Source organism: Mycobacterium sp. ACS4054 (assembly GCF_001667275.1).
Lineage (GTDB): Bacteria > Actinomycetota > Actinomycetes > Mycobacteriales > Mycobacteriaceae > Mycobacterium.
The window spans coordinates 1-12,411 of record NZ_LZHV01000015.1; the positions used below are offsets into that span (position 1 = coordinate 1).

The 12,411-nt window shown below is 68.3% G+C and carries 11 protein-coding genes and 1 riboswitch; of the genes, 5 read left to right on the plus strand and 6 right to left on the minus strand.

The window, feature by feature from the left end; all coding sequences use genetic code 11:
* The coding region (locus tag A5730_RS02810) for an FHA domain-containing protein (protein WP_197506120.1) at positions 1–440 on the minus strand (440 nt) is incomplete at its 3' end.
* Positions 441–510: 70 nt separating this feature from the next.
* Positions 511–1,719, minus strand: coding sequence for an NADH:flavin oxidoreductase (locus tag A5730_RS02815; RefSeq protein ID WP_067895369.1), 1,209 nt, complete (start codon positions 1,717–1,719; stop codon positions 511–513).
* Between the two features lie 39 nt (positions 1,720–1,758).
* On the opposite strand from A5730_RS02815, the gene A5730_RS02820 reads away from it, so the two are divergent.
* Together A5730_RS02820 and A5730_RS02825 are read left to right on the plus strand one after the other, a co-directional pair.
* Entirely contained in the window at positions 1,759–2,604 is an 846-nt protein-coding gene (locus A5730_RS02820; protein WP_067895372.1) for a bifunctional methylenetetrahydrofolate dehydrogenase/methenyltetrahydrofolate cyclohydrolase, read from the plus strand.
* Positions 2,601–2,882: a DUF3017 domain-containing protein gene (locus A5730_RS02825; RefSeq protein ID WP_055405320.1), complete on the plus strand. Its 282-nt coding sequence runs from the start codon at positions 2,601–2,603 to the stop codon at positions 2,880–2,882. Before A5730_RS02820 ends, A5730_RS02825 begins: the two co-directional genes overlap by 4 nt.
* Here A5730_RS02825 and A5730_RS02830 read toward each other — a convergent pair.
* Positions 2,879–3,430: a DUF732 domain-containing protein gene (locus A5730_RS02830; protein ID WP_067895374.1), complete on the minus strand. Its 552-nt coding sequence runs from the start codon at positions 3,428–3,430 to the stop codon at positions 2,879–2,881. The genes A5730_RS02825 and A5730_RS02830 overlap by 4 nt on opposite strands.
* Before the next feature lie 295 nt (positions 3,431–3,725).
* On the opposite strand from A5730_RS02830, the gene A5730_RS02835 reads away from it, so the two are divergent.
* Complete coding sequence (locus A5730_RS02835; protein WP_067895481.1) at positions 3,726–5,156, plus strand: FAD-binding oxidoreductase; 1,431 nt, start codon at positions 3,726–3,728, stop codon at positions 5,154–5,156.
* A gap of 104 nt (positions 5,157–5,260) precedes the next feature.
* Complete coding sequence (locus A5730_RS02840) at positions 5,261–6,628, plus strand: HNH endonuclease signature motif containing protein (RefSeq protein WP_067895377.1); 1,368 nt, start codon at positions 5,261–5,263, stop codon at positions 6,626–6,628.
* Here the strand turns inward: A5730_RS02840 and A5730_RS02845 are convergent, their stop codons facing one another.
* The 3 genes from A5730_RS02845 to A5730_RS02855 are packed head-to-tail and all read right to left on the minus strand — an operon-like array spanning position 6,629 to position 9,856.
* Positions 6,629–7,363 (minus strand): class I SAM-dependent methyltransferase, encoded by a 735-nt coding sequence (locus tag A5730_RS02845; RefSeq protein WP_067895484.1) that lies wholly within the window; start codon positions 7,361–7,363, stop codon positions 6,629–6,631.
* Complete coding sequence (locus A5730_RS02850; RefSeq protein ID WP_067895380.1) at positions 7,360–8,487, minus strand: homoserine O-acetyltransferase; 1,128 nt, start codon at positions 8,485–8,487, stop codon at positions 7,360–7,362. The genes A5730_RS02845 and A5730_RS02850 overlap by 4 nt, the downstream gene beginning before the upstream one ends.
* Before the next feature lie 10 nt (positions 8,488–8,497).
* Positions 8,498–9,856, minus strand: coding sequence for a bifunctional o-acetylhomoserine/o-acetylserine sulfhydrylase (locus A5730_RS02855; RefSeq protein ID WP_067895382.1), 1,359 nt, complete (start codon positions 9,854–9,856; stop codon positions 8,498–8,500).
* Between the two features lie 40 nt (positions 9,857–9,896).
* Positions 9,897–10,017, minus strand: a riboswitch (SAM riboswitch).
* Between the two features lie 148 nt (positions 10,018–10,165).
* Between A5730_RS02855 and A5730_RS02860 the strand changes: the two genes are divergently transcribed.
* Complete coding sequence (locus A5730_RS02860) at positions 10,166–12,403, plus strand: NADP-dependent isocitrate dehydrogenase (RefSeq protein ID WP_067895384.1); 2,238 nt, start codon at positions 10,166–10,168, stop codon at positions 12,401–12,403.
* The last annotated feature ends 8 nt before the right edge of the window (positions 12,404–12,411 follow it).

The following is a 12,411-nucleotide window of genomic DNA, read 5'->3' on the forward strand; positions in this document are numbered from 1 at the left end:
CGCCGGCCCAACCGATGTATGCCGGCGGCGGGCGGGCCCGCGGGCGAGGCGGACCAGGCCGCGCCGGACGGCTGGGCCGCCATCGGGATGCCCATCGATTCGGTTTGCGGTGGGCGCCCGGCCATCCCTTGGTGCCGGCCGACCTCGAACATCAGCTGCGGCCCGTCCGGGTTCCCGATGTTGAGGCATTGACCGTCGTGGATCTCGACCACCGGGACCCGCCGGCCGTTGACGAAAGTGCCGTTGAGCGAACCGTTGTCGATCGCCAGCCACCGGCCCTGGTCGAACCGCAGCAGTAGGTGCGCGCGCGAAATGAGTGGGTGGGTGATGCGCATGTCGGCGCGCAGGTCGCGCCCCACCACCACGTCGTGGCCGGCGGCAAAGGTGCGTTCTGACCCGTCATGACGAACCGTCAGCACGGGCGCGGCTGGTGCACTCATCGAACCAACTGTATCTCGTGAACCCAAGGCCACCCTGAGGCCCAAATGTGCGTTCGGGGGCCCGCTCTCGTCACCGCGCTAGCACGTCGGGGGCGCCCGTGACCACGCACTGGGTCCGCGTGTAGATGGTGGCCATGCACTTGTTGCAGTGCGTGCACGCGGAATGCACGCTGTGCGCGGCGCCGTCGGCCGCGATCCGGTTGATCAGGTCGGGTTCGGCCAGCAGCGCCCGGCCCATCGCGACGAAGTCGAACCCCTCCGCCATCGCCAGGTCCATCGTCTCCCGGTTGGTGATGCCGCCGAGCAAGATCAGCGGCATGGTCAGCTCGGCGCGGAACAGCTTGGCGTGCCGCAACAAATAGGCCTCGCGGTAGGGGTACTCGCGCAGGAACTTCTTGCCCGTCATGCGCATGCCCCAACTCAGCGGCGGCTTGAACGCCCCGGCGAACTCCTTGATCGGCGAGTCACCGTGGAACAGGTACATCGGATTGACCAGCGAGCTACCCGCCGTCAGCTCGATCGCGTCCAGCCCGCCGTCGTCCTGCAGCCACTTGGCGGTGGTCAGCGATTCCTCGGTGGAGATGCCGCCACGCACCCCGTCGGTCATGTTGAGCTTTGCGGTGACCGCGATCGGCGTGCCCTCCTTTTCCACCGTGCGGCGCACGGCCATCACGATGCCGCGTGCCACCTTCGCCCGGTTCTCAAGCGATCCGCCGAACTCGTCGTCGCGCCGGTTGATCAGCGGGGACAAAAACGAGCTCGCCAAGTAGTTGTGGCCCAAGTGGATTTCGACCGCGTCGAAGCCGGCTTCGATCGCCAGCCGGACGGCGTTGGCGTGCCCCTCGATGACGTCGTTGATGTCGTCGCGCGTCGCCTTCTTGGCGAACCGCATCCCGATCGGATTGAAGAACCGCACCGGTGCCAGCGCCCTGGCCTTATTGGTTTTGGCGTTGGCCACCGGCCCGGCGTGGCCGATCTGCGCGCTGACCGCCGCGCCCTCGGCGTGGATCGCGTCGGTGAGCCTACGGAAGCCGGGCACCGCCTCCGGGCGCATCCAGATCCCGTTGCCCTCGGTGCGGCCGCCGGGGGAGACGGCGCAATAGGCGACGGTGGTCATGCCGACGCCGCCGGCGGCGGGCAGCCGGTGGTATTCGATCAGGTCGTCGGTCACCAGGGTGTCGGGCGTGCGGGCCTCGAAGGTCGCCGACTTGATGGTGCGGTTGCGCAGCGTGATCGGGCCCAGCTTGGCCGGGCTGAACACGTCCGGAGGGGTAGACATATCGGGAGCCTAACGGCAAGGCATGCCAGACTGTCAGGCGTGGGCGCAATCACACTGGACGGCAAGGCCACCCGCGACGAAATCTTCGTCGATCTCAAAGAACGAGTGGCCGCCCTGACCGCGTCGGGCCGCACGCCCGGGCTGGGGACCATCTTGGTCGGCGACGATCCGGGGTCGCAGGCCTACGTCCGGGGCAAGCACGCCGACTGCGCCAAGGTCGGCATCACCTCGATCCGCCGTGACCTGCCCGCCGACATCAGCACCGCGACGCTGGAAGCCACCATCGACGAGCTGAACGCCAACCCGCACTGCACCGGCTACATCGTGCAGTTGCCGCTGCCCAAGCATCTGGACGAGAACGCGGCGCTGGAGCGGGTCGACCCGAACAAGGACGCCGACGGCCTGCACCCCACGAACCTGGGCCGGCTGGTGCTCAGCGTTGCGGCGCCGCTGCCGTGCACCGCGCGCGGCATCGTGCACCTGCTGCGCCGCTACGACGTCGAGATCGCCGGGGCGCACGTGGTCATCATCGGCCGCGGCGTGACGGTGGGCCGCCCGTTGGGCCTGCTGCTGACCCGGCGCTCCGAGAACGCCACGGTGACGTTGTGCCACACCGGAACTCGCGATCTGGCCACGCACACCCGGCAGGCGGACATCGTGGTGGCCGCCGTCGGGGTGCCGCACATGCTGACCGCCGACATGGTGCGTCCGGGTGCCGCGGTCGTCGACGTGGGGGTCAGCCGGACCGACAGCGGGTTGGTGGGCGACGTGCACCCGGATGTGTGGGAGGTCGCCGGCCACGTGTCGCCGAATCCCGGCGGTGTCGGCCCGTTGACCCGGGCGTTCCTGCTGACCAACGTCGTCGAGCTCGCCGAGCGGCAATGAGCGCGAGGTCGCTCGTCCGGGCCCAGTGGCCAATCCTGCTGGTGGGCTTGACCTTCGCGACCGCGCTGGCGCTGGTGGGGGCCAACTTCTGGCGCCGCGGGTCACTGTTGATCGGCATCGGCGTCGGCCTGGCGGCGGCGCTGCGATTGGTGCTGTCCGACGAGCGTTCCGGCCTTTTGGTGGTGCGCAGCAAGGGAATTGACTTCGTCACCACGGCGACGGTCGCGGCCGCGATGGTCTACATCGCGTGGACCATCGACCCGCTGGGCACCGGTTAGATACCCGGCGCCGCCGGGACCCGCCCCGGTATGCCGGGCATCTGCCCCGCCATGCCGGGATACTGGCCCGCGACGCCGGGGATTTGTCCGGCCATGCCGGGGATCTGCCCGCCCGTCATGCCGGGCACGCCGGGAACCTGCCCGGGCATTCCCGGCATCTGCGGAACCGACAGGTTGCCGTTGGCCAGGTTCGCCATCTGCTCCGGGCAGTAGGTCTGTATCGCGATGGTGGTGAACATGCGCGCCATCATGGGCGACATGCCCCGGCCTGAGACGCTGGACGCGGCCGCGGCGAAGTTGCCGCCCGGTTGGGCCAACATCGGGCAGATGGACTGGCCCACCGACATCGCGTTTCCGGGCTCGCCGAAGTCGATGCCGGCGTGGTTGAGCGCGTCGATGAAGTTGTCGTCGGGGTTGTCGGCGCCGGCCGGCGCGGCGAACGCCGACGCCGCGGTGAGCAGGCCGGCGGCGGCAGCGAGCAGACGAACGGTCAGGGGCTGGTTCCGAAACAGCCAGATCCAGCGGTTCGTTCGTGCCAGTGCCTTCATGCAGCCTCCCCCGCAATCGTGGAGTGCGCAGAAAGCACTCGAATCACGTTGAGAACTCTGAGCTATCACTGTCACGTTTGCGACACGGTGGGATAAAGGTTCGCACAATAAGCGTTTTGTGAGTCGGCCGTGGCCGCGACGTCGCTTATTGGGCGGTCTGCGCTCGGCGCGCTTTTCGGCGGATCGAAGCCACACTGTGATCTTGACACGGGCGCCCAGACCGGGCTTTTGCGTGTGAAATGTTTAAGAATCTCCGCACATGACGACGAATCGCAGCCGTCCGCTGGACCCCTTGATGCAGGGCCGCATCTCGCGCCAGACGTTTCTGCGCGGCGCCGTCGGAATGTTGGCGACCGGGGCGGTTTTGGGCCCCGCGCGCGCCGCCCCGGACCCCGCCGCCGGCTGGGGCGGCCTGGCGTCCGCCATCGGCGGCAGCGTCGTGCTGCCCGCCAACGGCGCCCAATTCGCCACCAGCAAAAAGGTTTTCAACTCGTTCTATGACAGCTCGAATCCCGCTGCAGTCGTGACGGTTTCGTCGCAGGCGGATGTGCAGAAGGCGCTGGCGTTCGCGACGGCCAACAACCTCAAGGTCGCCCCGCGCGGGGGAGGGCATTCCTACATCGGCGCGTCCAGTGCCAACGGCACCTTGGTGCTGGATCTGCGGGGGCTACCGGGCGCGCCCAACTTCGACGGCAACACCGTCACCGTCACCCCCGCGACCACCCTGTACGCGATCCACCAGGCGTTGGCCGGTGCCGGCCGGGCGATTCCCACCGGCAGTTGCCCGAACGTCGGCGTCGCCGGCCTCGCGATGGGCGGCGGGATCGGGCCCGATACCCGGCACGCCGGCCTGACCTGTGACGCGCTGCAGTCGGCCACGGTGGTGCTGCCCAGCGGCGACGTGGTGACCGCCTCGGCCAACGACAACCCCGATCTGTTCTGGGCGCTTCGCGGCGGAGGGGGCGGCAATTTCGGGGTGACCACGTCGATGACGTTCTCCACCTTCGCGACCTCCGACAGCGACGTGGTGCGGCTCGACTTCCCGCCGGCGTCGGCCACCCAGGTGCTCGTCGGTTGGCAGACCTGGCTGAGCGCCGCGGACCGAAACACCTGGGGCATAGTCGATCTGATGATCGGTTCGGCGCCGAATTGCCACGTGCTGGCGCTCTGCCCGGCGGGCGCGGGCGCGGGCGTGGCCGATGCGATCAAGGCCGCGGTGGGGGTGGCGCCCACCTCCGTGATGAACAAGACGATGAACCGCTCGGATTTGGTGATGTACCTGGCCGGGGGCAACTCCAATCCGCCGGCCCGCTCGTTCCTGGCCGGTTCCGACGTCATCGGGCCGGTGGATTCCGCTGCGGCACATGCCATTGCCACGGCGATCGGGCAATGGCCGTCGGGGGTGGGGCAGGCGTCGGTGCTAGTCGACCCGCTCGGTGGCGCCGCCGCGGACGTGGCCGCCGGGGACACCGCGTTTCCGTGGCGCAACCAGGCGGCCGTGTTGCAGTGGTACGTCGAACCGTCCGGCGGCCAGGTCGCCGCCGCGAACACCTGGCTGAGCTCCGCGCATCAAGCGGTGCAACAGATCTCGGTCGGCGGATACGTCAATTACCTGGAGCCCGATGGCGCGCCGGCGCGCTACTTCGGCTCGAATCTGTCGCGGTTGACGGCCGTGCGGCAGAAGTACGACCCGAATCGGGTCATGTACTCGGGGCTGAACTTCTAGCCGTTTGCACCCCCGCCGGTCTCGCGCGAAAGTTTTTGCGCGAGTGTGTATCTATGGCGATTTCGGGCGCATTGTTGTCGGTGGGGGTCGTTAGTTTCGAGGGTATGAGTACTGATCCCGAGGCGGTGTCGGCGGCGTTCGACGCCATCGATGCCGCCTTGGCAACTCTGCGCGGCTACGACTGCAATGCCCTGGGCACCCGCGAGCAGGTGGCCTACCTGGAACGCTCCGAAAAAGTACGCCGGCAGCTGCCCGCGATCGAGCATCCGGTGATCAACACCTTGGGTCGGCAGGCCACCGCCGAGGAGTTGGGTGGCTCGCTGCCGCATGCCATTGCCGAGGCGACGCTGATCAGCCGCGCCGAAGCCTCCCGGCGGGTGAAAGAAGCGGTCGACCTAGGACCCCGCCACGGGTTGACCGGCGAACCTTTGGCGCCGATCCTGCCGGCCACCGCGGCCGCCCAACGCGCCGGAAAGCTCGGTGGTGGACAGGTGGGGGTGATCCGTAAGTTCTTTCACCAGTTGCCCGCCGCGGTGGATGCGCCCACCCGGGAATCCGTGGAAGCCGACCTGGTGACAGCCGGCGCGCAGTTTCGGCCCGAACAATTGGCGGCGCTCGCCGAGCATATTGCCGATTGCCTCAACCCCGACGGCACCTACAGCGACGCCGACCGCGCCCGCAGGCGAGGTTTGACCCTGGGTAGACAGGGGCCCGACGGGATGTCGGAGCTGCGCGGGGTGCTCACCCCCGAGTTGCGGGCCACCATCGAGGCGGTGCTGGCCAAGCTGGCCGCCCCCGGCATGTGCAACCCCCTTGACGACATGCCGTGCGTGGACGGGGCCCCGAGCCAGGAGGCCATCGACGGTGACGCCCGCAGTACGGCCCAGCGCAACCACGACGCGTTGTTGGCGGCATCACGCGCCCTGTTGGCCTCGGGAAAACTCGGGCGGCACAACGGGTTACCGGCCTCCATCATCATCACCACCACCCTGCAGGAGCTGCAAACCGCCGCCGGCACGGGGCGCACCGGCGGCGGCACCCGGCTGCCGATCAGCGACGTGATCCGCCTGGCCCGCCACGCCCACCACTACCTGGCCATCTTCGACGACACCGCCCAACCGCTGGCGCTGTATCACACCAAACGGCTCGCCAACCCCGGCCAACGAATTGTGCTGTACGCCAAAGACCGCGGCTGCACCGCCCCGGGCTGCACCGTGCCCGGCTACCTCTCCGAGGTCCATCACGTCACCGACTACGCCCGCAGCCGGCGCACCGACATCAACGACCTCACCTTCGCCTGCGGCCCGCATCACCGCCTGCTCAAACCCGGCGGCTGGCGCACCCGCAAAAACACCCAAGGCCACACCGAATGGATCCCCCCACCCCGCCTCGACTGGGGCCGGCCCCGCACCAACACCTTCCACCACCCCGAGAAACTGCTCCGGGATGACGATGACGACGACGCGCCGTAATCACCCGGCGAGCGTCGCCCGGATGCACACGGTGACGTAGGGCAGCGCCAACCCGGTCGAATTCGCCAGCGCCGGATGGGTGGCGAGCAACTCGCGCACCTGGTCCAGGGTCCTGGTGCGGACCTCGGTCGGCGAGGTGATGCAGTAGCTGCGCGATGCGACCAGGTCGATCAGGGCTTGGGGCGTAAGGTAATTCGTCCACTCGACCTGGTGGCGCTCCGGTGAGGTGAACGACTCGGACAGCGTGACGTCGAAGCGGCCGCGGTCACCGTCGGAGCCGATGATCTCGCCCAGCTCCCGCACCCAGCCCAGCCGCTCGTCGCGGGTGTTCCACACCAGACCCAGCCGGCCGCCCGGCCGCAGCACGCGGGCCACCTCGGGAATGGCGCGTTCGGGATCCACCCAGTGCCACGCCTGCGCCACCAGCACGACGTCGACGCTGTTGTCCGGCAACGGAATCCCCTCGGCGGTGCCCAGCAGCGCCCGGGTCTCCGGCAGCGAGGTGCGCAACACCTCCAGCATGTCGGGGATCGGGTCGACGGCCACCACGTCCAGCCCGCGTTCCACCAGCCGGGTGGTCAGCTTCCCGGTGCCGGCACCCAGGTCCAGCACCTGGCGGGCGCCGCGCGGCAGCAGCCAGTCGATCGCCTCCGGGGGATAAGACGGGCGCCCCCGCTCATAGGCAGCGGCCGCCGAGCCGAACGACAAAGAGCGGTCCTGCCCTGAGCGCGTCACCGCCGGCACGCGCCTTCACTCTCAGCTAGGTCGAGCGTCTCGCGAATCAGCTCGCCGACCGCCTCGGACTCCACCAGGAAGCCGTCGTGCCCGCAGATGGACTCGACGACCTCCAGTCCGCCACAGCCCGGTAGCAGCTCGGCGAGCTCCTCCTGCAACCGCAGCGGATAAAGCCGGTCCGACGTGATGCCGCCGACCACCGCCGGCACCGGGCAACCCTGGAGCGCCTTGGGCACCCCGCCGCGGCCGCGGCCCACGTCATGGCTGTTCAGCGCCTCGGTCAGGGCCACGTAGCTGCCCGCGTCGAAGCGGGCCAACAGCTTGTCGCCCTGGTGCTCGAGGTAGCTCTGCACCGCGTAGCGGCTGTCCCCGCCGCCCTGCTTGTCGTTGCCGAAGCGGGTGTCGAGCTCCGCTTCGCCACGATAGGTCAGGTGGGCGAAGCGGCGGGCGATGGCCAGGCCGGTGTCCGGTGTGCGGCCGGTGTCGTGGTAATCGCCGCCCTGCCAGTCCGGGTCGGCCTTGATGGCCGCGATCTGCGTGGTCTGCGTGCCGATCTGGTCCGCGGTCGCGCGCGCACCGACCGCCAGCAGCAGCCCTGCCCTCACCCGACTCGGGTGCCCGACCATCCATTCCAAAGCCCGTGCGCCGCCCATGGAACCACCAACAACCGCGGCGACCTCGTTGATTCCCAGCGCGGCCAGCGCGGCGATGTCGGCCTCCACCTGGTCACGCACGGTGATCATCGGAAACCTTGAGCCCCAGGGCTTTCCATCGCGGGCCAGCGAGCTGGGGCCCGTCGAGCCGCGGCAACCGCCCAGCACGTTGGTGGCGACGGCGCACCAGCGGTCGGTGTCGATCGGCGCGCCCGGGCCGGCGACCCCGTCCCACCAGCCACCGGTGGGATGCCCCGGCCCGGCGGGACCGGTGATGTGCGAGTCGCCGGTGAGCGCGTGCAGCACCACCACCACGTTGTCGCGGGTCGGCGACAGCTCGCCCCAGCGCTGCACGGCGATGCACACATCGTCGATCACCGCGCCGCCCTCGGTCCTCAGCGAGCCGATGTGGACCAGGCCGATCTCGCCTTCGGCCGGCAGCGTCTGGGTTCCGACGTCAGAGATCGTCACGGCCGGCCCCTCAGAACGCCGCCACGGCTTGCGGGTCGGCCGCCTCGGCGCCGAACTTGCGCGCCGCGGCGAAGCCAAGCTCCAGGTCGGCCAGGATGTCGTCGATGCCCTCGATGCCGACGGCCAGCCGCACCAGGCCGGGCGTCACGCCGGTCGCCAGCTGCTCGGCGGCGCTCAGCTGGGCATGCGTGGTCGACGCCGGGTGGATCACCAGCGATCGCACGTCGCCGATGTTGGCGACGTGGCTGTGCAACTTGAGCGCGTTCACGAACGCCTTGCCTGCCTCGACGCCGCCGGCCAGCTCGAAGGCGAGCACCGCGCCGGTTCCCTTGGGCGCCAGCTTCTTCCCGCGCTCGTGCCACGGCGAGCTGGGCAGCCCGGCGTAGTTCACCGACACAACGCCGTCGTGGCCCTCGAGGAATTCGGCGACCCGCTGCGCGTTGGCGACGTGGCGTTCCATCCGCAGGCTCAGCGTTTCGATGCCCTGGGCGACCAGGAACGCGTTGAACGGGGAGGCGGCCGAACCCAAGTCGCGCAGCAACTGCACGCGCGCCTTGAGCGCGTAGGCCGGCGGCCCCAGCTCGGCGAACACCACGCCGTGGTAGCTCGGGTCGGGAGTGGTGAATCCCGGAAAACGGCCCTGCGTCCAGTCGAAGGTGCCGCCGTCGACGATGACGCCGGCGATCGCCGAGCCGTGCCCGCCCAGGTACTTGGTGGCCGAGTGCACCACGACGTCGGCGCCGTGCTCGAACGGCCGGATCAGGTAGGGCGTGGCGATGGTGTTGTCGACGATCAGCGGTATCCCGTTGGCGTGGGCGACGCCGGCGACCCCGGGGATGTCCAGCAGGTCGATCTGCGGGTTGGAGATGGTCTCGCCGAAGAACGCCTTGGTGTTCGGGCGCACCGCGGCCTGCCAGGAATCCAGGTCGTCGGGGTCGTCGACGAAGCTGACCTCGATGCCGAGCTTGGCCAGCGAGTAGTGGAACAGGTTGTAGGTGCCGCCGTAGAGCCGCGGGCTGGACACGATGTGATCCCCGGCACACGCGAGGTTGAGTATGGCGAAGGTCTCAGCCGCCTGCCCGGAGCTGAGGAAGAGCGCTGCCACGCCGCCCTCGAGCGCGGCGATCCGCTGCTCGACGACGTCGGTGGTGGGGTTGCCGATCCGGGTGTAGATGTTGCCCGGCACCTCCAGCCCGAACAGGGCGGCGGCGTGCGAGGTGTCGTCGAATGTGTACGACGTGGTCTGGTAGATCGGCAGGGCGCGGGCGTTGGTGGCCGGGTCCGGCCGCTGGCCGGCGTGCACCTGCTTGGTGTCGAACGACCAAAGTGCCGCCGGGTCGACGTCGTCGCTGCTGGTGGCATCGCTCATGGAAAGTTTCCCCTGTCTGGCTCAGGGGCCCGTCATGGCGGACCCGCGCTTGCCGGATAGCCGGTGCTTGGCTACTCAACCTGGTCATCACCCGGGGCACCCCACCGCGGTTGGAGGGTTGCCGGCCAGCAAGCCGGGGCTTGATGCTGGCGCTCATGACCAATACGGAGACTATCTTACTGTGCCGACTGTGTGCCAATGGCAGGTCGACACCTGCCCAAACGCCCTTGATAACGTGGCAGGAAGAACGCTGAGCCCCCCAGAGATCTGACCGAATATTCGAAGATTTTCCACGCCGGGAGAGGGACCGTGAGCGCCGAACAGCCGACCGTCATCTACACACTGACCGACGAGGCGCCGTTGCTGGCGACCTACGGGTTCCTGCCGATCGTGCGCGCGTTCGCCGAGCCGGCGGGCATCGAGATCAAGACGAGCGACATCTCCGTGGCCGCGCGCATCCTGGCCGAATTCCCCGACGACCTGACCGAGGAGCAGCGGGTCCCGGACAACCTGGGCGAGTTGGGCAAGCTGACGCAGCTGCCCGACACCAACATCATCAAGCTGCCGAACATCAGCGCCTCGGTGCCCCAGCTGGTCGCCGCCGTCAAGGAGCTGCAGGGCAAGGGCTTCAAGATTCCGGACTTTCCGCAGAGCCCGAAGACCGACGCGGACAAGGAAATCCGCGCCCGCTACGGCAAATGCCTGGGCAGCGCGGTCAACCCGGTACTGCGACAAGGCAACTCGGACCGGCGCGCGCCCAAGGCCGTCAAGGAGTACGCGCGCAGGCACCCGCACAGCATGGGCGAGTGGTCGCCGGCGTCGCGCACCCACGTCGCGACCATGCGCAAGGGCGACTTCTACCACGGCGAGAAGTCGATGACGCTGGACCGCGCGCGCAACGTGAAGATGGTGCTGGAAACCAAGAGCGGCAAGACCCTCGAGCTCAAGGAAAGGGTCGAGCTGCGCGAGGGCGACGTCATCGACAGCATGTTCATGAGCAAGAAGGCGCTGGTCGAGTTCTACGAAGAGCAGATGGAGGACGCCTACGAGACCGGCGTCATGTTCTCGCTGCACGTCAAGGCGACCATGATGAAGGTCTCGCATCCCATCGTCTTCGGCCACGCCGTGAAGGTCTATTACAAGGACGCCTTCGCCAAGCACCAGGAGCTGTTCGACGAGCTCGGCGTCGACGTCAACAACGGACTGGTCGACCTCTACAACAAGATCGAGTCGCTGCCCGCCTCGCTGCACGAGGAGATCATCCGCGACCTGCACGCCTGCCACGAACACCGGCCCGAGCTGGCCATGGTCGATTCGGCCAAGGGCATCACCAACTTTCACTCGCCCAGCGACGTGATCGTGGACGCGTCGATGCCGGCGATGATCCGGGCGGGCGGCAAGATGTGGGGCGCCGACGGGCGGCAGAAGGACACCAAGGCCGTCAACCCCGAGTCGACCTTTTCGCGGATCTACCAGGAGATCATCAACTTCTGCAAGACCCACGGGCAGTTCGACCCGACCACCATGGGGACCGTGCCCAACGTCGGCCTGATGGCGCAGCAGGCCGAGGAGTACGGCTCGCACGACAAGACGTTCGAAATCCCCGAGGACGGCGTCGCCAACATCGTCGACCTCGACAGCGGCGAGGTGCTGCTGACCCAGAACGTCGAAGAGGGCGACATCTGGCGGATGCCGATCGTGACCGACGAGGCGATCCGCGACTGGGTCAAGCTGGCCGTCACGCGGGCGCGCAACTCGGGCATGACGGTGGTGTTCTGGCTGGACACGGAGCGGCCGCACGAGGTTGAGCTGCGCAAGAAGGTCAAGGCGTATCTGAAGGAACACGACACCGAGGGCCTGGACATCAACATCATGCCGCAGGTGTGGGCCATGCGGTACACGATCGAGCGCGCGATTCGCGGCCAGGACACCATCGCCGCGACCGGAAACATCCTGCGCGACTACCTCACCGACCTGTTCCCGATCCTCGAGCTGGGCACCAGCGCCAAGATGCTTTCCATCGTGCCGTTGATGTCCGGCGGCGGCATGTACGAAACCGGCGCGGGCGGTTCGGCGCCCAAGCACGTGCACCAGCTCCTCGAGGAGAACCACCTGCGCTGGGATTCCCTTGGCGAATTCCTCGCTCTCGGAGCGTGTTTCGAGGACATCGGGATCAAGACGGACAACGAGCGCGCCAAGATCCTGGGCAAGACGCTGGACGCCGCGATCGGCAAGCTGCTGGAGAACAACAAGAGCCCGTCGCGCAAGGCCGGCGAACTCGACAACCGCGGCAGCCAGTTCTACCTTGCGCTGTACTGGGCGCAGGAACTCGCGCAATCCGACGACGAGGAGCTGCGCAAGCACTTCGCCGCGCTGGCCGAGTCACTCGGCGAGAACGAGGACACCATCGTCGGCGAGCTGGCCGAGGCGCAGGGCGAGACGGTGGACATCGGTGGCTACTACTACCCGGACAGCGAGAAGACGACCGCCGTGATGCGGCCGAGCAAGACGTTCAACGAAGCGCTGACAGCCTCGCAAGGTTCGTAAGGTCTCAA